The sequence below is a fragment of the Roseovarius lutimaris genome (assembly GCF_900115165.1).
Lineage (GTDB): Bacteria > Pseudomonadota > Alphaproteobacteria > Rhodobacterales > Rhodobacteraceae > Roseovarius > Roseovarius lutimaris.
Genome location: NZ_FOVP01000014.1, coordinates 31366 through 51674, shown reverse-complemented (window position 1 = coordinate 51674; position 20309 = coordinate 31366). Strand labels below are relative to the sequence as shown.

Genomic DNA, 20309 nt, shown 5'->3' with positions numbered 1-20309 from the left:
GGGCGGCAGGGGCCAGGTTCGGCGCGCTGACCGGTTGCTTGCGGGTGGCCTGAAGTCAGGATATTTGAGTGCGATATCGGATAGTGCAATGCCCTGGGCTGACCTGTTTCAGCTGTGTCATGTTGAAGTTGACCCTGTCCTGTGCATTTATGACGGCCTGAAGAGCCGACCTTTGTGAATTGCGCTGCATCCGGTAAAACAGGCATGCCCCGGCCGTTAACCGCGCCACGGCGAAAGGGGCTTTTCGGGTGCATACCCGATCCCGGTCAGTTAGGTCGCGGAAAAGGTCGGTTTGGCCGGGTGTCTGCCCTCATAGAATATTGAACTGCGCGCGTATTTGCCTGTCTTGCTCTGGTGTCAGGTAAGCGGGCCGGTGATCGCGCAGGATGGTCCTGGCCCGGTCACGGGCTCTGCTCCAGGCATCCTGCGCGCCGTTCTCGGCCCAGGTGCGCGGCGCGTCGCGATCCGCGAGCGAGGGATAGAAATAATCCCGCTCCATCGCGGCGTGCGTCTGCTGATTGCCCAGAAAATGCCCCGCTCCAAGCACCGCCTCGCAGACCGCGTCAAAGCCAAGGTTCTCTTCGGTCACTTCGATGCCGCGCAACGCACGATAGGTGTTCGAGTGCATTTCATCGTCCAGCACGAACCCCTCGAAGCTGGCGCCGAGCAGCGAGGCGGTCATGCCAGAGCTTTCATAGATCAGGTTGCCCCCGGCGAGGGCTGCGGCCAGCGAGGTGATGCCCTTTTCCATGCCGTATTGCGCGTCGACCGCCTTGGCATCGCTCATCGAGCAGGCCACGCCCGACGGCAGCCCCAGCCAGTTCGACAGTTGCGCCGAGGCCGCATTCAGCAAGGCGGTTTCGCCGCTTCCCCCCGAAAAAGAGCCGGTGCGCAGATCGACCACCAACGGCCAGTTGGAAAACACCATCGGAAAGCCGGGCTGGATCGCATGTACCATAACGAGGCTGGCGAGCGTTTCGGCCAGCGATTGGGCCAGAAACCCGGCCAGCGTCGCCGGAGCGGTGGCCCCGGCCTGTGCGGCGGTGATGCAGGACATCGGAATGTTGTGGTCGATGCAGGCGTAAACCACGTCAACCGCATCCTCGCCATAGCGCATCGGCGATATGACCGGGCTGATATGGGCCTTGAGGAAGGGGCGCCTTGAAAATTCACCCGGTCCCCCGGCGGCAATGTCCAGCATCCTGACGATGGGCGCCACATGCCCGGCCAGGGTAAAGGAGGTGGCGATCGGCTTGGTCGTGTTCTTCAGCAGGGCATAGACCGTGTTCACATCGAGATCGAAATTGTCCGGAACATCTGTGGCAACGCAGCAACGGGTGAACCAGCTGACATTGGCGAGCGTGTCCTGAAGCCGGGTGAAATCGTGCAGATCCGCCAGCGTCGAGGGCCGATAAAGGCCGCTTTCCATGTCCAGCGTTTGCACCGCCGCGCCGCCGGTGCCGAAATAAACCCGGTTGCCGCCGACCTCGATAGAGCGGTCCGGGTCGCGGCCATGCAGAACGAAGGTCTTGGCCGCCTGATCGACGGCGGCCTGCACCAGAGCGGGCGGAAACAACATCCGCCCGGCCCCGTTGTCCAGCGCACCGGCGGCAAGCAGGTCGGCGTGCAGACGGGGCGGCACCTCTGCCATGCCCAGCCTTTCCAGAAGATCGAGCGCCGTGCCGTGGATCCTTTGGATCTCGGCCTCGGTCAGCGGTTTATAGCTGCCGCCGATCTGTCCGGGCGGGCAGGGATCAAGCATCGGCCCGGCCGCGCGCAGCGCCATGCGCCCTTTTCGTCCGGTTCGTCTTATGCGCGTCGCCGTCATGTGGACCCCCGCCATTTTCCATTGGATTGAACCCGGATTGCGCGGCCAAAGGCAAAGCTTTCCGAGTTGATTTCAAAATATCGAAAATAGACTGCGATATTTTGCTGGATAGTGGAATCAGTTTTGCGTCGGCACCACCTTGCGCGTCTACTTTCGAAAACTTGTAACGGAGGCGCTCGCCATGAAATCGCGAACCAGGGTTGTTGTCATCGGCGGCGGTATTGCCGGTTGCTCGACTCTTTATCATCTCACGCAGGAAGGCTGGAGCGATGTCGTTCTGATCGAGCGGGACGAGCTGACCTCGGGCACCACCTGGCATTCTGCCGCTCAGGTGACGAATTTCGGCGCCAACCAGACGATGGTGGGCCTCAAAAGCCACTCGATCGCCCTCTACAAAAAGCTGCGCGATGACCCGGACTATCCGGTGGGATATCATCACGGCGATGGCGGCATCCGGCTTGCCAATACCGAGGCGCAGATGCAGGGCTATCGGCATTTTGCCTCGATGGCGCGCGGCATGGGCGTGACCTATGAGGTGATCGACGCCGAAGAATGCGCGCGCCGCCATCCGCTGATCTCGACCGAAAACCTCCTCGGTGGTCTCTGGGATGGCGAGGACGGCGATATCGACCCCGCGCAACTGTGTCAGGCGCTTGCCTTTCATGCGCGCAAGGCAGGGGCCGAAGTCTATCGCCAGACCACCGTCACCGGCTTGACGCAAAAGGCCGACGACACCTGGACCGTCGAGACGGACAAGGGCAGTATCGACGCCGATATCGTCGTCAATGCCTGCGGCTACCGTGTGAATGAGGTGGGCGCGATGATGGGGGTCCATCATCCCGTCGCATCCATGGAGCACCAGTATTTCGTAACCGAAGACATTCCGGCCATCACAGAGGCCGGTCACCGGATGCCGCTGCTGCGCTGTCCGATCTCCGACTACTATTCGCGCCAGGAAAAAAACGGCCTGCTGGTGGGCTTTTACGAACAGGATTGCAGGACCTGGGGGATGGACGGGATCAGCCCGAGTTTCTCCAACGATCTGTGCCCCGACGATCTGGACCGCGTGATGGATGTGCTGGAAGGCGCGTTCGAGCGGATGCCGGTGCTGGCCGAGGTCGGCATCAAGCGGGTTGTCAACGGTCCGATCACCTATACCATCGACGGCGCGCCTTTGGTTGGCCCGATCCCCGGCAAGCGCAACGCCTATTGCATCATCGGGCTGCGCGCGGGCCTTGGCGAGGGCGGCGGGCATGGCTGGCTCTTGGCGCAACAGATCGTGCAGGGCGAGGCCTGCTATGACACCTGGGTGATTGATCCGCGTCGCTTTACCGGCCACACCAATGTCGAGTTGACAGCACTCAAGGCGATTGAAGATTACCAGAACGAATTCCGTTTCCATTTCCCGCACGAGCATCGCCCGGCGGGCCGACCGGCCAAGACCACGCCGCTGACGCCGATCCTTGCCGCCGAAGGGGCGGAGTTTACCGTGGTGAACGGATGGGAGCGTGTGGATTACATCAAGCCTGATCCCGATTTTCACCCGACGCTGAGCTTTGATTTCGACGAGGCCTTTGATGTCGTCGCCGCCGAGGTGAAAAACGTGCAAGAGAATGTCGGCCTCTGCGAGGTCAACGGCTTTAACCGGTTCGAGATCACCGGCGCTGATCGGCATGCATTCCTCGATCGGATGTTCTGCGGTGCCGTGACAAAACGCGCGGGCCGCGTCGGGCTGGGCTATCTGCTAAACCATCACGGTATGGTCAAGGGCGAGGCGACGGTGGCCAACCTGCCCGCCAGCGACCGGGGGCCGGCGCGCGTCTGGTATGGCTCGGCGGCGGCGAGCGAATTTCATGATATGGATTGGTTGTCGGCGCATCTGCACGACGGCGAAGACGTCACGATCCGCAGCCTGACCAATGACCAGACGATCCTTGTGCTGGCTGGGCCCAAGGCGCGCGACGTGCTCTCGGCCTGTTCGCGCGGCGATTGGTCGCGTGAGGCCTTTCCCTGGCTCAGTGCGCGCGAATGTTTCATCGGCTTTGCCCCGGCAACCGTGCTTGGGGTCAGCTTCTCGGGCGAGCTGGCCTATGAGATTCACGTTCCCAATGCCTCGCTCTATGCCGCCTATCTGGCGTTGCGCAAGGCCGGTGAGGCGCATGGGCTAAAGCTGTTCGGGGCGCGCGCGGTTGACTCGATGCGGCTGGAAAAAGGCTTTTTGCACTGGAAGGCCGACCTTCTGACCGAATTCGACCCGTTCGAGACCGCGCTTGACCGCTTTGTGAAACCCGAGAAGGCGGATTTCATCGGCAAAGACGCGCTGCTGAAGCGTCAGGCCGAGGGCCCGCGCAAAAAGCTGGTGACGCTGAAGGTCGACGCGAGCCATGCTCCGGCCCATGGCGGTGCCTCACTGATGCAGGGCGACAGGGTGGTTGGCACCATAACCTCGGGCGATTGGGGGCATCGGGTCGGGCTTAACCTTGCTTATGCTTTTGTCGATCCAAAGTTCGCCGCGCCGGGCAGCACCATGCAGCTTGACCTCTACGGCGATCTTGTTGGTGCCGAGGTCATCGCGCCCTCGCCCTATGATCCCGATCATGGCCTGATGCGCGGGTGAACAACCTGCCAAAGCGTCACGGCAAAGCCATGATCTAGCGAAGGGCAAAGGCCAGAAGGACGAGGCAAAGGAGGATAGTCAAAACCCGGATCGCGAGAGAAACCCGCTGCCGCAAACCCATATGTCTGAACGGGTTAGTCATAATCGAAGCGCTCGGAGAGGATGCGATGTGACGGCGTGCCCTGCTTTATCAGGTGGTCTTCGGCGATATCCATCATGATCGCGGGGCCGCACATCACAAAGACCCAGTCCTTAAATTCATCCGCCGAGAAAAGGCGATCAATGAGAGCGGCATCTATGAAACCTGTTTCGCCTTGCCAGGTTTGCGTAGGTTCAGACAGCACATGGGTGACGTCCTCTGCGGCCAATTCCTCGCGATAGGCAATCTGCTCAGCGGTTCGATTGCCATAGATCACCCTGACTTTGCGCGGATCGCCCGTCAGGCGCATTTGCCGCAGAATGCCAAGCAGCGGCGCAAGGCCCACGCCACCCGCGATCAGAGCAACGCCCGGTTCGTTGCGATTATCGACAGACAGGCTGCCATAGGGGCCATCGAGATATGCCAGCGTTCCGGGCTTTATCTGGCCAATGGTGCGTGTGAAGTCGCCAAGTTCCTTGATCATGAAAGATACTGCCGGTCCGGCCGCCGGGGCCGAGCAAATAGAGAATGGGTTTTCCTTGATCGAAAACGCACTGTGGCCGACATTCAGCCAGACAAATTGCCCGGCCTTGTAATCAAGGCCCGGATGGCCCTCGGGCGTCACGGTCACTTGCCATTGCCGGGGTGTCAGCTGGGTCACAGAGGTAACTCGCCAGGCGCGCGTTCTGCCAAAAAGCGGCACAAGCAGGTAAACATAAAGCAGCGATCCAACCGCAAGACCGGTCATCGCCCCCCAAAGCCAGGTCATCGCGGGCTGTGATCCATAGCGCCCCGCATAGACGGTGTGATGCAACAAAAGCAGCGCGATCAAGAGCGCGCCGACACCATGTATCAGGCGCCAGGTCTCGTATTTATAATCCAGTTGCCTGCGCCCGATTGCCAGCAGAACAAGACTTGCAAGAAGCAATAGAGCGGCAATCCCGGTCGCAAGATCGGAAAAGTCAGTGGTGAGCGTCAGTTGGCGCGAGGGGTCCCAGGGGCGCTGACCACCGGACGGGGTGCCCTGGTAGAGAAACGGGTGCAGCAGAGCAAAACCCAATGCCACGCTTGCCATGACTTGATGAAACCGCATGGTCACATCCATGCCGACGCCCCGTGAAATACTCTTGAAGCGACCCGACAGGACAAATTCCATCAGGATCATCGAAAAGGCGAGAATGCCAAGACCCGAGGCAAGCTCCTGCCGGAATGGGCGTGGCGGCCCACCGATACCCCACGACAGGGCCAACGGCAGGGTGGCCGCCGTGAGATAACCCAAGATCAGAATGAGAGGTTTCATAGGCTATTTCTGATCCATCTTTTCTACCGATGCACTGCCGTGTTCCCTTGGGCGCTGTGACAAACTATAGTGGAATACGAGGCAGTAAACAGGAGAAAGCGATGCGCAGAGCCGTCATTGTCATGCTGGTGTCAGTTGTCATGGGGGCGGGGTTTGGCCCCCAACCTGCTACGGCTGCCTCGCTCGGACGCTACGAGGTTTTCGGCGTCGAAGGCGACGACATGTTGAAAATGCGAGGCGGGCCCGGGACCGGTTTCAGTGTGATTGTTGGCCTTCCGAATGGAACCGTCTTGCGGGTTCACAGCTGCGAGCAGACCGGTGGCACCCGCTGGTGTCGCGTCTCTCTGGATCGGGCGCGCGGGCTTAAAGGATATGTTTCCTGGGCATACCTGCGCAAGCTGTGACCTTGGGGTGACCCCGGCCCGAGATCATCTGAATGGGCCGCTGTTGACATGTATCAACACCGCCAACGTTGAAATCGCGCATCCTGTTCCAGAATGGGAAAAAGGATTGTAAAAAATGCTCAATGTCTCGAAACCATCACCCGACCGTATAGATATCGAGTTTTCAGGAGCGCTTGATGCAGACGCCATGCGCGCGGCGCTGGATCACCTGATCAAGAAATCAGAAGGCATCACCCACGGCAAGATGCTCTACAGGATTTTGGATTTCGAGATGCCGACGATGGGGGCGATCGCCGTTGAACTCCAGCATATGCCGAAACTGTTCAGCTTGATCGGCAGGTTCGACAAATGCGCGGTGCTGTCGGATACCGCATGGATCCGAACCGCCGCAGAGATCGAAGGGGCGATTATCCCCTCATTCGAGATCAAGAGCTTTGCGCTTGCAGATGCCAGGGATGCAGAAGCCTGGCTTGCCGACGATACCGAGGAAGACGACGGAAATTTCCCTGTCTGAAACGCTCGCTGCAAAGTCACAGGCCTACGCCCCCTGACTGAAGCCTGGCATTGGACAGGATCGCGCCCGGCCACAAGAAAAGACATCACCCAATTGCCACCCAAAAGCTTCAATTTATGAAGTAAGTATCGCATAAATAAGCTTATCCCGCTCTCTTTTTGTTGGGTCTTTCATGTGCTTCGATATATTTTATGAGCATAATCAATCAATTGATATGTCGCTGGTTGACCTTCCCGAAATAACAAACAACTTTTTCAATTGAAGGGAGTAGGTTGTGATGGGAGCATTGGCAGAAGTGAAATGAATCAAGACCGATCCATCCGGCGCAGACATTCTGAAAATCGGCGGCACATATCAAAGGCTTTTTGGCAAGTCCAAGTGGGAGCTGTCCGTTTAAGAGGCTATCGCCCTCGTAGAACGGGATGAATGGCGCTTTTTCATCGACGTCGATGATCAGGAAATCTTGCTCGAAGTTCTTGAAGAGCCCGATGGGACCAAGAAATTCAACTCTGACGGACCCCTTCAGACCCTCATGTGAGCAATGCAAGCCCCCTGCCGCTCCGGAAGGGAGCGCCTCTTGCAAAGGGCCATCCGCGCAACGCTCAGAACCTAAAGCCGATGCAGACAATGAAAACGCAAAACCGATGCAGACGATGATCGTCAGGATGCGTGCCTGACACCGGATCTGTCAAAACGACCGCGACGGGATGCGGCCAATGTTTGGGTTGCGCCCTCGTCTGCCAATGAAAGGACAGAAGAATGACCAACAAAAACCCTGACAAGGGTTACGTCGCAATCCTTGGCTGGAGCCTGAATGCCATTGACGCAGTCGATCGGTTCGACCGTCGCTATGTGGTCGTGTCTCCGCCTTGGGCGGAAGACTACTGCAAGCAGAACAACATTCCGTTCGTGCCCTGGGATTTTGACCGGTTGAACGAACGATCTCACGAGTTGGCGCACCGGCTGGAAGAAATGGGTGTCGATGTCGCCATCCCGATCTTTGAAGAAACCGTGGAATGGGCCGGTGCGATCAATGCGGTGCTTCTCAAGAACCCGCGCCTGCTTGGACAGGCGATGCTGTTCCGTGATAAATCGCTGATGAAGCGGCGCGCGCGCTTGGCGATCGTCAGGTGACGAAGCGACTTTTGCTGCAATATATTTCGGATCATATCGGGCTGACCGACGTTCTGGGGGTGCTGGTCACCGAGATCTGGCGCCTTCTGGAGCAGCGCTCGGTGCAGGTGATTGTGGCCAAGGACATGATCGCCCAGATCGCCATCGCCCTCAACGAAAAGGGCACCGAGCCGGGCAGCGAACGTCTCGGCGCGGAACGTCTGGTCAGTGCGCTGTTCGGCCCGACCGCCGCTTCGCTCGATGATCCGGGCATCGAGGTATATCTCGACCGGATCGTCCATTTCGACGAGGCTGCTCTGTCACGCGAGGCGATGGGTTTTGCCCGCGCCATGCACGATACAGGGCTGGTCTCGGATTATCATGTCGCCTTCCTGATCCGGGCGGTGGACTATAAGGATCGCCCACTGGTGCCCGAGGCGCTTGGGCTTGGATCGACGGGCCTTGATTGCTGGCGGCATTATCGCCGACTGATCGAAAACCTGATCCGCGCCGCGGTGACGCCCGCGACGCCGCAGGCCGTCTATGGGCTGGCGATGCTGCTTGAACGTGGCGTGCTGCACCATGCTCCGATGGTGCCGGTACTTGACCGCCAGATACACCAAAAGGTGCAGGGCCGCGCGCGCGAGCGTCTTGCGCTTGGATTTGGCGATGCGGTGCCGCCCGAGACCCATCTGCTTGCAGGGGTGTTGCAGGTCATCGGCCAGCCGCTTGGCGTTGGCCAGGGCGCCAATCCGACCTGTCAATCGGCGCGTGCCATCGCGATGTGGGCCTTGATCGAGCCCGACTATCTGTTGCACCTTGTCTCGCAGGCGTCCGAGTTCGATACTGTCCTGATGCAGTTCGACGGCAACCCGATCAACGCCGCCGAACAGCCTGCGGGCCTTGCCGGTTTTGGCCCGATCGACGCTGATCCGGTCTCTGTGTTGCTGGTGTCGCACCTCGACCGGGTCTATGCCGAAATGGGGCGGCTTTGCGCCGGGCGCGAGGGGGATCCGCATCGCTGGATCAACCCCCAGTTTCATGGCTGGTGGGTATTGCGCGACTGCGCGGTTGCCGTTGATGTGGCGACCGGCAATCTCGCAGATTACGACATCTTTCTTCGCCGCTTCTTTGCCACATACCATCCGCACCACAACGGTGATATCCCGGTGAGCCATCCACAGCCCGCCGGGATTGCGGTGACCGATCCGAACCAGCAGTTTGTCGGCTGGCACGCGATCGCGATCCTGCGCGTTGCGGAAGATCAGAACGGCAGGATGCGCGTGTATTTCTACAATCCAAACAATGACAGCGGTCAGGACTGGGGCGGCGGCGTCGTGGTCTCAACCAGCGGAAATGGCGAGCGCTATGGGGAAAGTTCGTTGGAATTCGAGAAATTCCTGTCACGGGTCTATCTCTTTCACGACAATCCCCTGCGCGGCCTTGACGCCCCCGAAGACATTCTCAACGCTGCGATCGCACCGGTTTACGAGCTTGCGACCGAGAGTTGGGCGTCAGACAGACTCCCGGATGGCGTCGCATCCCGGTTTGATCCTGAATAACGACGGCAAGAGATTGAGAGTAGTGTCGCGCGCCCAAGGGGGCAGGGTTGCAATGTCTGCGTGAAGTATGAGTGACGCCTCTGCCGCCAGGACCAGAGTGTGGGTCAGGTAAGTGCGGCGCAGGGCTTCGGCGGGAAAACGTCAAATCAAGCAGGGGTTTACCAAGAGAGGTCGCCAATGCCATTTTCGGATCGCCCTATAGCGGCCAGACCACGAGTATGGTTGGAACAGCAACGCAGACAACGATGGCCTCAAGTGGCAGGCCCATACGCCAGTAGTCGCCAAAACGATACCCGCCGGGGCCCAGTATGAGGGTGTTGTTCTTATGTCCGATAGGGGTAAGGAAGGCGCAGGATGCGGCCACCGCGACCGTCATGAGGTAGGTGTCGGGGTTTGTTCCGGTCGCCGATGCGATCGACATCGAGATCGGGGCCGCGATCAGCGTCGTTGCCACATTGTTCAGAAAATCCGACAGCGTCATCGTCACCACCATCAGCGCGACCAGCGACACCCATGCCGGATAGCCCTCGCTCAGGCTGACAATCTGGTTGGCGATCAGATCTGCGCCGCCGAAATGCTCAAACGCCTCGGCCAGAGGAATCAGGCTGGCAAGAAGAACGATGACTTTCCACTCCACCGAGGTATAAACCTCGCGCGCACCGACAAGGCCCAGCACGACATAGGCGATCACGGCACCGCTAAGCGCCACCGACAGAGGAATGACCTCGAACACCGCCAGGGCGACCGCAACCATGAACACGCCAATCGACAGTCCCGCCTTGCTGCGCTGGATAACTTCGGTTTGGCGACCTTCAAGCGATAGCACACCAAGCCATTCCGTGGCGGCTGCAACGCGGTCTGGCGGCCCAAGCAGCAGCAGGACATCGCCGGCCCGGATCGGAAGAAGGCGCACGCGATCCTGAAAGCTTTTTCCACCGCGCGCTACCCCGAGGAGCGTTACCGAGTGACGCTGCAAGAGGTTCAGGCTGCGCGCCGTTAGCCCGGCTATCCGCGCGCCGTCGGGCACGATGGCCTCCGAGAGGGTCAGGCCCGGCGCCACGACGCCGCCTTCGTGTTTTTCAGACCCGGCAAAATCAAGCCCTGCCTGGCCCATGAAGGCCTCGATCGCTTTGGGATCGCCTTCGACGACCAGAAAATCCCCGGCCCGCAACTCTTCGCGATGCGCCAGACCGCGGATTCGCTTGCCGCGGCGGATAAGACCAAGAATATGGACATCGGCATCGTTTGCCTTTGGGTAAAGATCGCCGACCACCATGCCGTCTTTGACGGCTTGCTCTGCGATGCGGAGTTCGGCCACATAGCGGCCTTTGCTGATCTCTCTTTCGGTGTCCAGCAACGAGGTTCGCGATGGCAATAACCGCCAGCCGACAAGCGAAACAAAGGCAATTCCGGCGATGGCCACGGCAATCCCGACAGGGGCAAAGTCAAACATCCTGAACGGCTCGCCCAAGGCGCCCTGGCGATATTCCGAGATCACGATGTTCGGCGGCGTCCCGATCAGCGTGATCATACCGCCAAGAATTGTCGCAAAAGAGAGCGGCATCAGGGTTTGCCCGGCGGCGCGCTTGGCTTTCTTGGCGGCCTCAAGATCAAGTGGCATCAAAAGCGCCAATGCGGCGACGTTGTTGATAATCGCCGACAAACCGGCCGCCAGAGCCGCGACAGCGGCAATATGCAGCGGAAGCGGGCGCTCGGGGTCGATGAGTCTGTCGGCAATAAGCTCGACGGCGCCGGAGGACGACAGCCCGCGACTGACAATCAGAACCAATGCAATGATGGCCACAGCCGAATGTCCGAACCCCGAAAAGACATCCTCGGTTGGCACAAGCCCAAGCGTGGCGGCGATGATCAAGGCGCCGAAGGCGACAAGGTCGTAGCGAATGCGGCCCCAGACAAGAAGCGCGAACACAGTCCCCAGCAGGACAAAAATTTGCGTCAATTCAGTCTGCATAGCAAAACCTTAGCGGGGTTTCGTGAAAGTGGAAATGCCGAGTTTCGCCATCAGAACACCCCCATGGCGAGACCGGCCGCCAGCGCCTGACCGATCTCGCGGCATTGCGCAAGCTCTTGCTCGGGGATGGTCTTGGGGGAAAGGATCGCTTCGGGGGTCTGGGCGTGGGTGCAGAGGATCAATGGCTCCTGAACCGCGCGCAGCCGCCAGCCCTGTGCGATGCGGGCAGTCTGGCGCGCGGCGCTTTCACCGTCGGACCCGGCGCAGATCATCTGAGCATAGGCGCGCCCCTCGATCCGGCCCAGAACCGGATAATAGCAGCGATCAAAGAAATCTTTCATGATCCCGGAGAGCGCGGCCAGGTTTTCCGGCGCGCAGAAGAGATACCCATCGGCGGCCAGAAGGTCATCCGGTCCGGCTTGATCGGCGGGTTTGAGGGATGTCCCGGCCTCATTGCGGGCGCCCTCAAAGGCGGCTTGCGCCATCTGCTGGCTGCCGCCGGTGCGCGAGTGATAGACAATGAGAAGCTGCGCCATGCGACGACGGTAGCGGCAGAACAGGCGGCTGACCATAGGCATTGACGCACCGGAGCGGCCAATACCTCAAAACGGCGCATTTCGTTTCAGGACCCGTTGGGCCGACGTTTCATCGCATCTGCCAGAGCGGCCCCCAATGTCCCCTGGCTCTTGGCTTCGGGCGGCCGCGCGGTTGCGGGTTTTGCCGCACGGGGCGATTTCGGCTTTTCCGCCTCGCGTCGACGCGGCGGCGGGCTGGCGTCGCTGTCCTTGCGCATGCTCAGGCCGATGCGTTTGCGCGGCACGTCGATTTCGGTGACCCGTACACGCACCACATCGCCGGCTTTCACCACCTCATGGGGGTCTTTGACAAAGCGATCCGCAAGCTGGCTGACATGCACCAACCCGTCCTGATGCACACCGATATCGACAAAGGCCCCGAAGGCCGCAACGTTGGTGACAGTGCCCTCGAGCGACATGCCGGGCCTGAGGTCGGTGATGCTGTCGATGCCCTCTGCAAAGGTGGCGGTCTTGAAGGTCGGGCGCGGGTCGCGGCCCGGCTTTTCAAGCTCGCTCAGGATGTCGCGCACGGTGGGCAAGCCAAAGCTGTCGTCGACAAATTGCTCTGCGCGCAGGCCTGCAAGCGCGCTGCTATCGCCCATGATCGCGCGGATATCGCGCCCACAGGCCTGCACGATCTTGCGCGCCACGCCATAGGCCTCGGGGTGAACCGAGGAGGCATCGAGCGGCTCTGTTCCTTCGGTGATCCGCAAGAACCCCGCGCATTGCTCAAACGCCTTTGGCCCAAGACCCGGCACCTTGAGCAGGGCCTTGCGACTGGCAAACGGACCATTGGCATCGCGGTGCGCCACAACGGCCTGCGCCAGCGACGGCCCAAGACCCGCGATATGCGCCAGGAGCGGTGCCGAGGCCATGTTGAGGTTAACCCCAACCGCGTTCACCGCATCCTCGACCACGGCGGCAAGCGATTGCGCCAGACGCCGCTGATCCACGTCATGCTGATACTGGCCGACACCGATGGCTTGCGGTTCGATTTTCACCAATTCGGCCAGCGGATCCTGCAAGCGCCGGGCAATCGACACCGCCCCGCGAAGCGACACGTCGACATCGGGAAACTCCTGCGAGGCCAGTTCGGACGCGGAATAGACCGAGGCCCCGGCCTCTGACACGATCACCGGGGTGGGGCGCGGGCTGCCTGCGGGCAGGCGCTTGATCACATCGGCCACCAATCGTTCGGATTCGCGGCTCGCCGTGCCATTGCCGATGGCGATCAGGGCGATGCCGTGTTTGGCGATCATCCCGGTCAGGGTGTGTTCTGCGCCGCGCACATCCATGCGGGGCTGGAACGGATAGATGGTTGCCGTATCCAAAAGCTTGCCGGTCTCATCCACGACGGCAATCTTACAGCCTGTCCTGATACCCGGATCAAGGCCCAATGTCGCGCGCGCACCGGCGGGCGCGGCCAGCAACAGATCGCGCAGGTTGCGGGCAAAAACGTCAATCGCGGCATCATGGGCGCGACGGCGCAAATCGGTCATCAGATCCATGAACATCGCCAGGCTAAGCTTGACGCTCCACGCCCAACGCGCGACCTCGCGCAGCCAGATGTCGCCCGGAGCTTCGCCGCGAATGCCAATCTCCGCGGTGACAATGCCAATCACGCGAGGCAGGCCGGTTTCCGGCTCTGGCGCGATATTGAGGGTCACGATCTCTTCTTTCGAAGCGCGCAGGATGGCCAGCGCCCGGTGTGACGGGATCGTTGCCCATTTTTCGCTATGGTCGAAATAGTCGGAAAACTTTGCGCCGATCTCTTCCTTGCCGGTGTTTACCTTGGCGGTGATCAGCGCCTCTTTCTGCATGACCTCGCGCAGACGGCCCAGCAAGCTGGCGTTTTCGCCCAAGGTTTCGACAAGAATATCGCGCGCGCCGTTCAGCGCATCCTTTGGGGTCGCCACCGCCTCGGTGACATAGGCCTGCGCCAGAACAACAGGATCGGCGTCGCGATCCGCAAGGATGGCACGCAACAGCGGCTCCAGCCCGTTTTCGCGGGCAATCATCGCCTTGGTGCGCCGCTTGGGTTTGAACGGAAGGTAAAGGTCTTCGAGCACCGATTTGGTATCGGCCCCGGCAATCGCACGGGCGAGCGCGTCGGTCAGCTTGCCCTGCGATGTGATCTCGGCGACGATGCTGGCGCGACGCTTCTCCAGATCGCGCAGATACTCCAGCCGCTCGGCCAGCTTGCGCAACTGCGTGTCGTCAAGCCCGCCGGTGACCTCTTTGCGATAGCGCGCGACAAAGGGCACCGTATCGCCGCCATCCAGCAAGGCGACCGTCGCCGTGACCTGCTCTGGGCGGGCGCCGATATCGGTGGCAATCGTGCGGGCAATGCGATCGGCGGCGGCAATCATGGCGGGCTCCTTCATGTGGTCGAAGGACCGTGATAGCGCCACATGGCAAGGCCGCCAAGCCCAGGGCGGTGAGAAAAGGCCGCCATTGCGAATTGCATGGGTCGCCATGGCCAATCGGATGCAATTTTGCCGCTGGGTTGAGGGCAGATCCGCCTTATGCTCTCAAAGCAGCGGCGCAACAGCGCGACAGGGTTAATCGGTGAATTTGGACACCTGCTAAGACGTGGTAGCATTGGGGCCGGAATGGCGGCTATCGTTTCCAAGAGCAGCGCGTGGAGGGGAACTGGATGGATAAACTCTCGGTCATGAACGCCTATTGCCGTATCGTCGAACGCGGCAGCTTTGCGCGGGCGGCGCAAGATCTGGGTGTCTCACCGGCACTGCTCAGCCGGGAAGTGAAGCTGCTTGAGGAAAGCCTCGGCTGCATGCTTTTGACCCGCAGCACGCGGTCGATGTCGCTGACCGATCAAGGTCGGCTTTATTACGAACAGGCGCAGGGCATCTTGCATGCGGTCAATCAGGTCGAGGATCGCATCCGCGACGGTGTCGGGGCGGTGCGCGGGCACCTCAGGGTGAACGCCTCAAGCTCTTTCGGGCAATTGGTGATCGCGCCGTTCCTGCCGGGGTTTCTCGAAGCCTACCCGGACCTGAGGTTGACGCTGTCCCTCGACGACCGGATCGTTGACATGGTCGAAGGCGGGTTCGATCTGTCCATTCGCATCTGCCCGGCAATGCCCGATTCCGCCCTCGTTGCGCGGCGGCTCGGAACAACGCGGCAACGGATATTTGCCGCTCCGGCCTATCTTGACCGCGCCGGGACGCCAAAACACCCGGATGACATCGCCTCTCACAAGATCGTCGGCTTTCTGCTGGCCGATCACCTGACGACCTGGAATGTTATCGGCCCCGATGGCCCCCGGAGCATTGATCTCAATCCTGCCGTCAAGGTCGGCAACAGCCTCGTGCTGCGCGATCTGCTAATCGCCGGGCATGGCATCGGAACCTTGCCGGATTTCGTCTCCAATGGACCGGAGCAGCGCGGCGAGCTTGTGCGCGTGCTTCCCGATCATGAGCTGCCCGCACCTGAAATCTTTGCGGTGACGGCCTCGCGCCTTGGCATGGATGCGCGTGTATCGGCCTTCCTTGAGCATCTGCGTGCGGCGCTGCGCCCCTGACATTCTTCACCCTACGTAAAGACTGTGTTGCAAGCGCGCCGGTTTTTCCGCACCGCTGCATCCCCCATCCTTTCGGTGACGCAACCAGCCCCCAGGAGGAACCCATGACCCGCATTCTCGTTCTCTATTATTCCAGCTATGGCCATGTCCGCGCGCTTGCCAGGGCCGAGGCCGACGGCGCAGCCAGCATTCCCGGCACCTCGGTCGACATTCGCCGCGTGCCCGAAACCGTGCCCGAGGCGGTGCGCAAAAGCGCCAATTTTGCCGAAGATCATACTCCTGTGGCAACGCCTGAGGATCTTGCGGCCTATGATGCCATCATCTTCGGCACGCCGACCCGCTTTGGCATGATGGCCGGACAGATGAAGCAGTTTCTCGATCAGGCCGGCGGTCTCTGGGCGCGAAATGCCCTGGTCGGGAAAGTCGCGGCGGTGTTCGCCTCGACCGGCTCGCAACACGGCGGCCATGAGGCGACCCTTCTGTCGAGCCATATTCCGCTGATGCATTTCGGAATGTTGATCGCGGGCCTGCCTTATACCTTTGCAGGTCAGACCAGCGCAGATGGCATCATCGGCGGCGCGCCCTATGGGGCCGGAACCATCGCCGGAGCCGACGGCGCGCTCCAGCCCACCGAGACAGATCTTGCCGGGGCCCGTTTTCAGGGCGCGCATGTGGCCGAAATCGCCGCGCGGCTCGCGGTGGCCCCCGCAGCACGCGAGGTTGCATAAAGCCGTCTGCCTCGGCCGTGGGACGCTCGGCTGGCATCGTGGTCATCCTGCTGACCTTGGCGCCAGATTCGTCGCAATCGGGATTTGCCGACGCGATGATGCGATCCCTGGCGGCACTGAAAGGCCTGTTGGCGCAGCCAACAGGCGAGGCTCAGGTTTCGGTTGGCACGGGCTGGCCGTCGGTGATTGCCGCAATGAACGCCGAAAATAGTTCGCCTTGCGTGTTTATGCGCAATTTGGAGTAAATGTTTCGACGGTGAATTCTGACGGTGCCAGAGGAAATTCCCAGCAGCTTTCCGATCGCATCCGCAGAATGGCCGCGAAGCGTGCGTTCGACAACCTCGCGTTCACGCGGTGTCAAAACGCCTTCTCCGATGCTTCTGAAGGCGTGTTCGACTTTCGCCTCAAGGATTGGCGCGCGGCTTTCAATGCCTTTCTCCGCATCAGTCCAGTTCCGGCGGCATGCAGCATCAACAATCGGCCTGATGCCATTCAGTGTCTTGATTTCGGCTTTGCTGAACCGTTTTATTCTTCGCATGAGCGACACCACGATGGAAAGGTTTTCCTGTACGTCGATCAGGTAGCCGACTTCTTCTGCCAACCCTGTCTGAGCATAGTAATTGCGGAAATATTCACCTTGATAGAATCGGTCCGGCGCGATTTCGCTAAGGCGCCATAACCCGGGTTCAACCCTGCCGGTGCTTGCCAGAAAAAAAGGATCGAGCAGATACGGGCCTTCAAGATATTCGTCCACATGCAGCCGTCTTCGGTCATCCGGAAAGTCGTTGAACAATGCCAGCGGACGGGATGCATTCAAATAGCCAAAGATCACAGTGTAATCGAAATCTACAATATTTTTCAGTGTTTTGGATAAAGACTTCGGGAACTCCGGCGTCTCAAGCGTCTCAATGAGACCTGCGACATCTTCGCTCCAGTCTTGTTTCATGGCGACACTTTCACTGACGGTTTTTGTGCCGTCTATTACAAAAAGCTGTCCGTCGTCATATAAAATGGGACATCAGAGCGGCTTGAGCATTGGAGGCTCTGGCTCGTTTGTGTGATTGATTATGCGGCTTGTTTCTGGTGTTGCAAGCGGCGTTGTCGGATAGTCTGTTTCTTGATCTTTTCCCTTTCTCTCAAAATGGCTTTGTCGCGACCGAAGTAGACATCGGCGGGCGCGGTATTCCGGCCCTTTTGGAGGTGGTCGGCATTGACGGTATTCAGTTGATCTATACCCCGTTTGCGGTGCTTGTGGGGATCGTCTATGGCTACTTGCCGCTGATGGTGTTTCCGATCTACGTGAGCCTTGACCGGTTTGATAAGCGCCTGCTTGAGGCGTCATCCGATCTTGGTGCGACGCCGCTCACAACATTCTTCAGGGTGACCCTGCCGATGTCGATTTCGGGAATGGCAACCGGCTGTATGCTGGTCTTCATTCTGCTCATGGGGGAATTCCTGATCCCGGCGCTGCTGGGGGGCGGCAAGGTGTTCTTTGTCGGCAATGCGCTGGTCGATCTGTTCCTTCAGTCGCGGAACTGGGCCTATGGATCGGCCGTCGCGGTGATGCTGATCGTGATCATGCTTGTGACCGTCACCCTCTACATGCGCCTTATCTCGCGGCTGAATACACAGCGCGATGACGCGCCATTGATGTGAGGCCGCCATGCGCATCTATACCCTCTTTGTCTACGTCTTTCTCAACACGCCAATCACGATCATCGCGCTGTTCAGCTTTAGCGCCGGGCGCAGCGCCAGCCAGCTCGAGGGATTTTCCGTCAAATGGTATGGCCGCGCCCTGAACAACCCCTTCGTGATGGACGCCCTCGGCAATAGCCTGTTTCTGGCCTTTGTCTCGGCCACGCTGGCCAGTATCCTCGGAACTCTGGCCGCTGTTGGTCTACTGGGCATTCGCGGACCGGCACGGGCGTTTTTCGACTTGATCATTTACATTGCCATCATGATCCCCGGCATCGTGATCGGCATTGCCACGCTGATCGCTCTGGTCACCGTGTTTGATGTTATCAACCCCTGGATGGCGGCGATCTGGCCCGAGGGCGGGCAGCAGCCCACCCTGGCGATGGGGCGGGGCTCGCTGATCGCGGCGCATACGATGTTCACGCTTGCGCTTGTCGTCATTATCGTCCGGGCACGTCTGTCCAGCCTTGACGGCGCCCTGAGCGAGGCCTCTGCCGATCTATATGCAACCCCGTTCGGCACCTTTCGCCAGATCACGCTGCCACTGATTGCGCCTGCGGTCCTGGCCGGATTCCTGCTCAGTTTCACCTTCAGCTTCGATGATTTCATCATCGCCTTCTTCGTTGCCGGGTCCGAGACGACATCGCCGATCTATATCTTTTCATCCATCCGTCGCGGGATCACGCCCGAGGTCAACGCCATTGGGACAATGGTGATGCTGGCGTCGCTGGTGCTGATGGTCATCGCCCAGCTCATCCTGCGCCGCGGCGACAAGCGCTGACGCCACATCATATTGGAGAGACCACGATGCTACTTGAAAACAAGGTTGCGTTTGTCACCGGCGCCGGCTCGGGCATTGGCGCGGCGGGGGCGCGGGCGATGGCGCGCGAAGGTGCGCAGGTCGTCGTCACCGATCGCGACAAAAGCGCGGCCGAGGCCATTGCCAGGGATATTCGCGTCGAAGGGTTTTGCGCCGAGGCCATGCAGGTCGATGTGACCGATGACAAGGCCCTTGTTGCCGCAATCACCGCGGTAACCCGGAAAACCGGCCGCCTCGATGTGTTGCACTGGCATGCCGGCATTCAGATAGAGGGCAATCTGGAACAGGTTGCCGTGGCGGATATGGATGCCTCCTAGGCGCTGAACGTGCGCGCGCATTTTCTGGCGGCGCAGGCCGCCGTTGCACCAATGCGTGCCCAGGGCGGCGGCAGCATCATCATTACCTGGTCGAATTCCGGCGTGCAGTACGACCGCTAAATAGTCGCATATGCGACGACCAAACACGCGGTCCTGGCCATGACGCGGCAAATGGCGGCGGATTACGCGAAAGAGAATATCCGGTTCAACGCGCTCTGCCCCGGCTTTATCGACACTCCGTTCAATCGCGGCTTCGAGGTTCAGATGGGGGGGCGGGAAAAGCTTGAAGAGCATATCGCCGGGGCGATTCCGATGGGGCGCTTTGGCACAGCTGAGGAAATCGCGGATGGCATCGTCTTCCTTGCCTCTGACCGGTCATCCTTCATGACAGGGCACGCGCTGCCGGATATCTTCAGTTCCGATCAGCTCAGCATCCGCAGATCTGACGCCTGAAAGGGGGCGATGGCATCGGCGGTCGCGAATTTATCGGTGATGATGGTTGTCACGCTGTCGATGGGGCAGATTTTCACACGGCTTTTCTGATTAAGCTTGGTGTGATCGACCAGCAGGATCGTCTCAACCGCCTGTCTTGTCATCGCGCGGGCGATTTCCGCTTCGTGCAGGTCGAACGAGAACGCCCCCTGCGTCGCCTCGACGGCAACCGGAGAGATAAAGGCCATGTCCACATTGAACCGCTGGATTTCCGACAGGGTAAGCTCGCCATAGGTGGCGGGCACGTCACTCATGACGCGACCGCCCAAAAGCAACAGATCAATGCGAGAGCCAGCCCCCTGAAGCGTGGCGGCAATCTCAAAGGAATTGGTGATCACGGTTACATCCGACAGCTTGGCCAGGGCCTGGGCGAAAATCGAGGTGGTGGTGCCGGCGTCCACGAAGATCGAACCGCCCGGCATGAGCAGCGAGGCCGCCTTGCGCGCGATATCACGCTTGGCGCGGGTTTGCGCGGTGCGGCGTTTTTCAAACGGCGCCTCGCCCCCCGACTGGCGCAGAACCGCGCCGCCATGCACCCGGTCCACCGCGCCGTCGCTTTCCAGATCGACGAGATCGCGCCGCACGGTTTCGCGGGAGACCCCCAGAACCTGCGCCAGATCGCCGGCTGAAATCTGCTGGTTCGCCTCCAGCATTGCCAGAATGCGGCGGTGTCGCTGTTTTGACCACAT

The 20309-nt window shown here is 60.2% G+C and carries 16 protein-coding genes and 2 pseudogenes; 10 read left to right on the top strand and 8 right to left on the bottom strand.

The window, feature by feature from the left end; all coding sequences use genetic code 11:
* Nucleotides 1-310 precede the first annotated feature (310 nt).
* Nucleotides 311-1828 (bottom strand): trimethylamine methyltransferase family protein, encoded by a 1518-nt coding sequence (locus BMZ91_RS12990; RefSeq protein ID WP_092839795.1) that lies wholly within the window; start codon nucleotides 1826-1828, stop codon nucleotides 311-313.
* Between the two features lie 181 nt (nucleotides 1829-2009).
* On the opposite strand from BMZ91_RS12990, the gene BMZ91_RS12985 reads away from it, so the two are divergent.
* Entirely contained in the window at nucleotides 2010-4445 is a 2436-nt protein-coding gene (locus BMZ91_RS12985; protein ID WP_092839558.1) for a GcvT family protein, read from the top strand.
* A gap of 134 nt (nucleotides 4446-4579) precedes the next feature.
* Here BMZ91_RS12985 and BMZ91_RS12980 read toward each other — a convergent pair whose 3' ends face one another.
* Nucleotides 4580-5884 carry a ferredoxin reductase family protein gene (locus tag BMZ91_RS12980; protein WP_092839555.1) on the bottom strand — a complete coding sequence of 435 codons (1305 nt, stop codon included), beginning with the start codon at nucleotides 5882-5884 and terminating at the stop codon, nucleotides 4580-4582.
* 101 nt (nucleotides 5885-5985) lie between these two features.
* Between BMZ91_RS12980 and BMZ91_RS12975 the strand changes: the two genes are divergently transcribed.
* On the top strand, nucleotides 5986-6288 hold the full coding sequence (locus BMZ91_RS12975; RefSeq protein ID WP_092839792.1) for an SH3 domain-containing protein: 303 nt from the start codon (nucleotides 5986-5988) through the stop codon (nucleotides 6286-6288).
* Between the two features lie 115 nt (nucleotides 6289-6403).
* Complete coding sequence (locus tag BMZ91_RS12970; protein WP_092839552.1) at nucleotides 6404-6802, top strand: SpoIIAA family protein; 399 nt, start codon at nucleotides 6404-6406, stop codon at nucleotides 6800-6802.
* A 205-nt stretch (nucleotides 6803-7007) separates the two neighbouring features.
* On the opposite strand, the gene BMZ91_RS12965 is transcribed toward BMZ91_RS12970, so the two are convergent.
* Complete coding sequence (locus BMZ91_RS12965) at nucleotides 7008-7385, bottom strand: hypothetical protein (RefSeq protein ID WP_092839549.1); 378 nt, start codon at nucleotides 7383-7385, stop codon at nucleotides 7008-7010.
* Between the two features lie 176 nt (nucleotides 7386-7561).
* Between BMZ91_RS12965 and BMZ91_RS12960 the strand changes: the two genes are divergently transcribed.
* Together BMZ91_RS12960 and BMZ91_RS12955 are read left to right on the top strand one after the other, a co-directional pair.
* Nucleotides 7562-7936, top strand: a complete 375-nt coding sequence (locus BMZ91_RS12960) for a hypothetical protein (protein WP_245736369.1) — start codon at nucleotides 7562-7564, stop codon at nucleotides 7934-7936.
* On the top strand, nucleotides 7933-9477 hold the full coding sequence (locus tag BMZ91_RS12955; RefSeq protein ID WP_245736368.1) for a hypothetical protein: 1545 nt from the start codon (nucleotides 7933-7935) through the stop codon (nucleotides 9475-9477). The genes BMZ91_RS12960 and BMZ91_RS12955 overlap by 4 nt, the downstream gene beginning before the upstream one ends.
* A 196-nt stretch (nucleotides 9478-9673) precedes the next feature.
* Here the strand turns inward: BMZ91_RS12955 and BMZ91_RS12950 are convergent, their stop codons facing one another.
* From BMZ91_RS12950 to BMZ91_RS12940, 3 genes are all read right to left on the bottom strand, one after another.
* Nucleotides 9674-11449, bottom strand: coding sequence for an SLC13 family permease (locus BMZ91_RS12950; protein ID WP_092839546.1), 1776 nt, complete (start codon nucleotides 11447-11449; stop codon nucleotides 9674-9676).
* Between the two features lie 50 nt (nucleotides 11450-11499).
* A complete protein-coding gene (locus tag BMZ91_RS12945; RefSeq protein WP_092839789.1) occupies nucleotides 11500-11985 on the bottom strand; it encodes a flavodoxin family protein in 486 nt (161 codons plus the stop codon).
* An 86-nt stretch (nucleotides 11986-12071) separates the two neighbouring features.
* Nucleotides 12072-14393 carry a Tex family protein gene (locus tag BMZ91_RS12940; RefSeq protein WP_092839786.1) on the bottom strand — a complete coding sequence of 774 codons (2322 nt, stop codon included), beginning with the start codon at nucleotides 14391-14393 and terminating at the stop codon, nucleotides 12072-12074.
* Nucleotides 14394-14680: 287 nt separating this feature from the next.
* On the opposite strand from BMZ91_RS12940, the gene BMZ91_RS12935 reads away from it, so the two are divergent.
* Entirely contained in the window at nucleotides 14681-15568 is an 888-nt protein-coding gene (locus BMZ91_RS12935; protein WP_092839543.1) for a LysR family transcriptional regulator, read from the top strand.
* A 104-nt stretch (nucleotides 15569-15672) separates the two neighbouring features.
* Nucleotides 15673-16296 carry an NAD(P)H:quinone oxidoreductase gene (gene wrbA / locus BMZ91_RS12930; protein ID WP_092839540.1) on the top strand — a complete coding sequence of 208 codons (624 nt, stop codon included), beginning with the start codon at nucleotides 15673-15675 and terminating at the stop codon, nucleotides 16294-16296.
* A 151-nt stretch (nucleotides 16297-16447) separates the two neighbouring features.
* Here wrbA and BMZ91_RS12925 read toward each other — a convergent pair whose 3' ends face one another.
* Nucleotides 16448-17242 carry a LuxR C-terminal-related transcriptional regulator gene (locus tag BMZ91_RS12925; RefSeq protein ID WP_092839537.1) on the bottom strand — a complete coding sequence of 265 codons (795 nt, stop codon included), beginning with the start codon at nucleotides 17240-17242 and terminating at the stop codon, nucleotides 16448-16450.
* Nucleotides 17243-17463: 221 nt separating this feature from the next.
* Here BMZ91_RS12925 and BMZ91_RS12920 point away from each other — a divergent pair.
* From BMZ91_RS12920 to BMZ91_RS12910, 3 genes and pseudogenes are all read left to right on the top strand, one after another.
* A pseudogene (locus tag BMZ91_RS12920) lies at nucleotides 17464-17952 on the top strand (ABC transporter permease); the annotation flags it as partial.
* A 7-nt stretch (nucleotides 17953-17959) separates the two neighbouring features.
* On the top strand, nucleotides 17960-18772 hold the full coding sequence (locus tag BMZ91_RS12915; RefSeq protein WP_092839534.1) for an ABC transporter permease: 813 nt from the start codon (nucleotides 17960-17962) through the stop codon (nucleotides 18770-18772).
* A gap of 26 nt (nucleotides 18773-18798) precedes the next feature.
* Nucleotides 18799-19581 (top strand): annotated as a pseudogene (locus tag BMZ91_RS12910) (SDR family NAD(P)-dependent oxidoreductase).
* On the opposite strand, the gene BMZ91_RS12905 reads toward BMZ91_RS12910, so the two are convergent.
* Entirely contained in the window at nucleotides 19551-20309 is a 759-nt protein-coding gene (locus BMZ91_RS12905) for a DeoR/GlpR family DNA-binding transcription regulator (RefSeq protein ID WP_092839531.1), read from the bottom strand. The pseudogene BMZ91_RS12910 and the gene BMZ91_RS12905 overlap by 31 nt on opposite strands.